The organism is Flavobacterium chryseum, assembly GCF_004362015.1.
Classification (GTDB): Bacteria; Bacteroidota; Bacteroidia; order Flavobacteriales; family Flavobacteriaceae; genus Flavobacterium.
The window spans coordinates 39,033-45,241 of sequence record NZ_SNWW01000016.1 but is presented as its reverse complement, the minus strand read 5'-3'; the positions used below and the strand labels follow the sequence as shown (position 1 = coordinate 45,241).

Below are 6,209 nucleotides of genomic sequence, written 5' to 3'. Positions count from 1 at the left end.
ATGCTTTGTAGTAAGTCAAAACCGCTTCCTCCAATACTTTTCTGCCAGTCAAGATCTCCTTTTTCGTTCATTTTCCAGATCCAATAATCCAGGTCGCCGTGGTTATCATCATCTTTATTTCCTGTTTTGTTAGAAAGGGAGCTGCCTGCCAGAATAAAACCGTAATCGGCTGTGGGCTGCGCATCAAAAAGGTAATCTGCATGCTGTCCCCCATATGATTTTTCCCAAAGAATATCCTGGCAGTATGTGAAAAAGGGCAATGAAATAAAAAGTAGTAGGTAAAGTTTTTTCATAAGCGTATGAGATGATAAATCTAGATTTGCGCGCAAATCTAAACTATTCGCAGATGAAACTTTTACGGCTTTCCTCATTTTGGAAAATAAAATTAATTATCACCAATATCTAAAATTAATAAGCCTTCAAAAATCATTGATTTTGAAGGCTTTATGTGTTTTGTTTGTGATTAAACATCTAAAAATATTTAATCATCCTTCGCTCAATCTCTTCAAATCACATCTAAAATGGTTCGAGAATTGTCCCGTTAGGGCTACTAAGTCAAAAAGCTTCAGAGAAATCTGAGGCTTTTTTGTTTATAACAATTTAAAAAGCAGAAGGCTTTTAACAGATTTACGATTTCGATTGAATCAAAAAAATGTGCAAACCAGAAACCTTTTTTCAACTTTGCATAAAAATACTTGGAAGATCATAGGACATTATTATTTATTCTTTTGTCTAAAATCAAATATGTTACTCTATTTCAATACATTACAAGAAAAAAAATCACTATCACTAAAATTGAAACATTATTAATAATTAAATAATATGTTTTCTCAATAACTGAGTTTATATTAGTAAATGTTTTTATAAATTTGCAATCTCGTATTGAAACCCATTATTTTGAATTTAAAATTATGACTTTCACATAAATACGACTAAAAGATGTAAAGTCTTTATTCAAAAACAAATTATATTATAACCATAATTAAATCCAATGCTTAAGAAAAACAAACCCCAAATTCTAATTTTTATTCTTTTAAGTTTATTTTTTTCGATTAATTCGTTTTCTCAAAAAAATCTTTATGCCGGAATTGAAATCGGACGCAGAGCAATAAAAACTTCAGTTCTGGATGTAGATAATATTAAGAAAGCAGATTATAAAATTCTATATTTCTCAAATGATAGAATTAGTCTTGCCGAACACATTATTGCCAGCGGTGAGATTCCTCAGGACGACATCAATAAAACCAGTGCTATAGTTGTTGATCAAATAAAAAAGATAAGAGAGCAATTTAAAGTTCCTGAAGCAAATATATTTATAATTGCCGCTCCCGTTTTCGCAACTGCCCGCAACGTTGATGCTTTGAAAAACAAAATTACTACTCTAACGAATAAAGGCATTGATGTAATTAATGTTGACGAAGAAGCTAAAATATTAGTAAAAGGCGCTATTCCGCCTGTTGATTATCCTAATGCACTATTGCTAGATATTGGTGCCCAAACTACTAAAGGTGGTTACATTAATGAACTTAAAGATAACAAACTAGAGTTTATACCTTTAGAGCTAGATTTCGGGACAATGACGCTTACTGATGCAATACAAAAAACGGTTGTAAATCAAACTCAGGCTAATGATATGTCAACCTATCAGGAAAAGTCTTTTGATTTTAATCCGGTTCTGCGTAAGAAGGTAAAAGAAATGCTAGATGCAAATCCTACTTTAGCAAAAAAAGAAAAAATATACTTGTCTGGTGGAGCAGTTTGGGCTTTTGCAACTTTATATTATGATGAGAACGTTAAAGATCATTACATTTCTTTAAGCATGGAAGACGTTATTAATTATGATGCAATCCTAAAAAATAATTTCAGTAAGTATACTAACCTTGCTAAAACCAATAAAGAAGCAGCCAGAGTTTTGAGTACTTATGACCAGAAATACCTTATTTCTGCAAATAATATTCTGGTGACCTTATTAGAAAGTATTCCAAATTTAGCAACTAAGAAAATATACTTTGTAAAAGAAGGACAAGTAACCTTACTTATCTCAGAAATTGCAGATCATTCTAAAAAAATAAATACTAATTTTTAAAGTTTTACTTTAATACTTTAAAAAAAGCTATTAAGACAAAGCCTCAGAGAAATCTGAGGCTTTTTTTATGTGCAAAAAATTTCTCTGTAATCCTGAGCGTAGTCGAAGGAATACTTCAATTCTTAAGTAATCTTGTCATTTCGAAGAACAACAAATCGCTGTAAAATTTATAAGAACAAGAATCTATATTAATCTACTGTATCGAACTTCCAATTAAAACTATACATACTCCTGGAAAATTATACGCGCTTTTATAAATTCTGACGTTCACTTTTCCGTAAAAAACAAAACAAAACCCTATTTAATATATAACTAATTAATAATCAATATTTTAATTAAGTTTTAAGCGATCAAAAAAGGGGAAAATTCCCCTTTTTTGGTACTCCATCATTTATCTAATTTAGACAAATCTACAAGCCCATGTTTTTATTGCAAGTTTAAAGCAAAACCCGAAGCCTCTCTTCTTATTTCAATTTACGCCTTGAGGCTGACCTTTTTATCAAATCTGAATGAGCATATAAATACTGATTCTTTAAAACTTTACCAAAAGATGATTTTTGAAATTATTCAAATAATTGCAGAACAAGTCAACAACTATCTCGATGAAATTGGGTTAGAGAAAACCGTTGTGGCAGAAAACATCGCTTTTTTAGAGTCTCAAAACGAAGGTGTATCTACAAATTTAGAAGATAAAGTAGCACTTACATTAATTAATTTAAGCGAAGAAGCTACTTTAAAAAACTTTCCCAATCATTCTATAGAAAATTCCAAAACAATTTATAAAAACAGCGTCATCAATTTAAATCTCTATTTACTTTTTAGCGCCAACAGAACTAAATACATCAATTCGCTAAATGATCTTTCAAAAATCATTGCATTTTTTCAGGGGAAAAAACTTTTTACACAAGCCAACACTATTTACAACAGAAATAATGTCGCAATGAACAATATCGACAATTTCAGATTTTCAATTGAGCTCTACACCCCCACTTTTGAAGAGTTAAATTATATCTGGGGAACATTGGGAGGCAAACAGCTTCCATCGGCTTTATATAAAGTGAGCCTGATACAAATTGAACGCAATATTGTACAAGCAGAAGGACAGCTTATTGGCGAGTACAAAGGAATAAGCAAAAGAAAAGAACAGTCATGAGTTTTGCTAATACATATGGATTGTTATTTGAAGTAACGCTTCTTCATAATTATTTTTTGAATAACGGCGAAAAAACCTTTGCTAGTATGTCATCTGCTGATAAAGAAAAAATGCTGCAAAAATTTAGTATTGATGCCTTTGCAACCATAACGCCAACTTTGGAAACCAATACGGTATTAAAAAACTATAAAATGATATTCAAAAAAAGCAAAACAGGTTTTAGAGTATACATTAAAGTAAAAGAAACAGATGAAACCGATCCGTTTATAAAAATTCCTGTCGATTTGAAATTGAATTTTTCAATCACCATCAACGACTATCAATTTGAAAATTATACCAATTTTGACTTTGCTTTGAATCAAGTATTCTTGTTTGGCAATGTTAAACCTGCAACCGAGCCGGTAACATTCAAATATCTTCCAAAAATAGATGACAACAAACTAATTTCAAATGCGTATTTAGTATCTGAAAAAACCACTGCCAATTTAATTTCAACACTGCAGCCGTCAGAACAACAAAATGTCTTTGGGCTTATTTCACTAACCGTTCAAGGCGACAACAGTTCAGAAAACATCGTAAACGATATTGGAAAAATGATAAGTCCAAATTTTAAAATTCATTTTGATAATCGAAAAACACTTTGGAAATATATCAACCGGAAAGCAGGAACCGAAATTAAAACCAATGCCGCAAAACCATTAACGCGCTCTGGTTTTGTTGAAATTGACCCGATTACCGATTTTACGCCTTCACAACCGGCAGAAAGTCAATACCCAAATCCATCTGTAAAATCAATAACAAAAATCAATAGTGATTACTATTCGGAAATATTTATTTAATAATTAAAAAAACAAATCAATTATGGCAACAACTTACAAAACGCCTGGAGTATATGTTGAGGAAATCGTAAAGTTTCCCCCTTCTGTTGCCCAGGTAGAAACAGCGATTCCTGCTTTTATTGGCTATACAGAAAAAGCCACGAACAAGATTAATGGAGATTTGAAATTGCAACCAACAAGAATAACATCTCTTTTAGAATACGAACGCTTTTTTGGCTTTGCTAAACCAGAGACAACAATTAGTGTTACCATTAATGATGTTTCAGGTGATAATGGAGACACAAGATCTATTGTTGTGGATCAGCCCACTGCAAAACAGCCTTTTTTGATGTATTATTCAATGCAGTTGTTCTTTGCAAATGGCGGTGGTCCGTGTTACATTATTTCGGTTGGCCGCTACGGAGATGAGCTGGATGAAACAGACACTCGTGTTACTTCAATCAATAACATTAATGCTTTGAAAAACGGATTATTAGAATTAGAAAAAGTAGATGAACCTACGCTAATTCTTTTTCCCGATGCCACAAAAGTAGCTGCAATAGACGCTACCAATTTCTACGGATTGTACAACAATGCCTTAACGCAATGCAAAAATCTTCAGGACAGGTTTACCTTAATTGATACGCTTAATTACGATGAATCGAGCCCTACGGATGCTAATATAGATGAGTTAAGAAACACTATTAGTTCTGAAAAAGATACCATTAAGTATGGAGCCGTTTATTATCCTCACCTGGAAACAATACTGGATTATGCTTTTGACAGCAATCAAATTGTAATACAGCATTATTCTTATACCGCAAAAGCGTATGATAAAATTGCTTTGGGATTAGGCCCTGTCGAAAATCCGACTACGGGAATTACTGCTACAGTAAAAAAATTGGTTGATGAACCTGTGGCAGGAGATATTGCCGGACAGATCAGTAATTTGCTTTTACAGCTTTACAGTAATGATACAAATGGTTTTGATTTAGGAGGAACATTTGTTAGCAACGCTGTCAAAAAAACAGCATTTTTAAATAATCTCAACCTTTTGCTTGCCACTTTAGAAGAATTATCGGTTTTAAGAAACTCATTAAACGAAGAAGCAAATGCAGCAATCAGCACAATATCAGACGAAGACATGGTTATTGCCGGAACGATCTCCAGCGCTTTAACGGCCTTTAATTTGAATTTTTCTGCAGCAAATAAAATTGATTCTGTATATAAAAACTTGAAAACATTAAAGAAAAAAATACAGGATGAAAACGCAACGGCGAAACTGCTTAAAATCATACAAACCGACGATGTAAGTTTTGATAAAGAACTGAAAAAACTGCTAGATTATACACCGTTAAACGCTCAAACCGGAATTTCAGGACTTGCAAACAGCTTTTCCGGAATTGGTACAAACCTGACCGCTCTTTTAAATGCCATTAAATCTGTTGAAGGAAAAGATTTGAATAATGGCGAATTAAACGGAAGAAAATTAAGTGCTTTAGAATCTGTTGACAACGTGACTTACAATAAAATTCTTGCTGAAATTTACAACCTGCCTATAACACTACCTCCAAGTTCAGCAATTGCCGGAGTTTATGCCAGAGTTGATAAAGACAGAGGCGTATGGAAAGCTCCCGCAAATGTTAGTCTGAACTACGTAATAAAACCGACCGTTAAAATAACAAACACAATTCAGGACAACTTGAATGTTGATACTGTTGCCGGTAAATCCATCAACGCCATCAGAAGTTTTACAGGCAAAGGAACCTTGATTTGGGGATCAAGAACCTTGGCAGGTAATGACAACGAATGGCGTTATGTACCGGTTCGCCGCTTCTTCAACATGGCCGAAGAATCCATCAAAAAAGCAACCGAACAGTTTGTATTCGAAACTAATGATGCCAATACCTGGATAAGAGTTAGAGCGATGATTGAAAATTTCCTAATTCTTCAGTGGAGAGCCGGAGCATTGGCCGGAGCTAAACCCGAACAAGCTTTTTATGTTAGGATCGGATTAGGGCAAACCATGTCTGCTCTAGATATTCTGGAAGGCCGAATGATAGTCGAAATAGGACTGGCAGTAGTTCGTCCGGCTGAGTTCATCATTCTTCGTTTCTCTCACAAAATGCAGGAATCTTAATTAAATCATCAT

At 33.4% G+C, this 6,209-nt stretch carries 4 protein-coding genes and 1 pseudogene; 4 read left to right on the top strand and 1 reads right to left on the bottom strand.

Annotated features, from left to right (window positions below):
• Positions 1-371 (bottom strand): annotated as a pseudogene (locus tag EV143_RS20355) (hypothetical protein); the annotation flags it as partial.
• Between the two features lie 620 nt (positions 372-991).
• On the opposite strand from EV143_RS20355, the gene EV143_RS20350 reads away from it, so the two are divergent.
• The 4 genes from EV143_RS20350 (at position 992) to EV143_RS20335 (ending at position 6,197) form a co-directional block, all read left to right on the top strand.
• Entirely contained in the window at positions 992-2,086 is a 1,095-nt protein-coding gene (locus tag EV143_RS20350; RefSeq protein ID WP_133509768.1) for a Ppx/GppA phosphatase family protein, read from the top strand.
• Positions 2,087-2,636: 550 nt separating this feature from the next.
• Entirely contained in the window at positions 2,637-3,239 is a 603-nt protein-coding gene (locus EV143_RS20345) for a DUF4255 domain-containing protein (RefSeq protein WP_133509767.1), read from the top strand.
• A complete protein-coding gene (locus EV143_RS20340) occupies positions 3,236-4,078 on the top strand; it encodes a hypothetical protein (RefSeq protein WP_133509766.1) in 843 nt (280 codons plus the stop codon). Before EV143_RS20345 ends, EV143_RS20340 begins: the two co-directional genes overlap by 4 nt.
• Before the next feature lie 22 nt (positions 4,079-4,100).
• Positions 4,101-6,197: a phage tail sheath C-terminal domain-containing protein gene (locus EV143_RS20335; protein ID WP_133509765.1), complete on the top strand. Its 2,097-nt coding sequence runs from the start codon at positions 4,101-4,103 to the stop codon at positions 6,195-6,197.
• Positions 6,198-6,209: the final 12 nt, after the last annotated feature.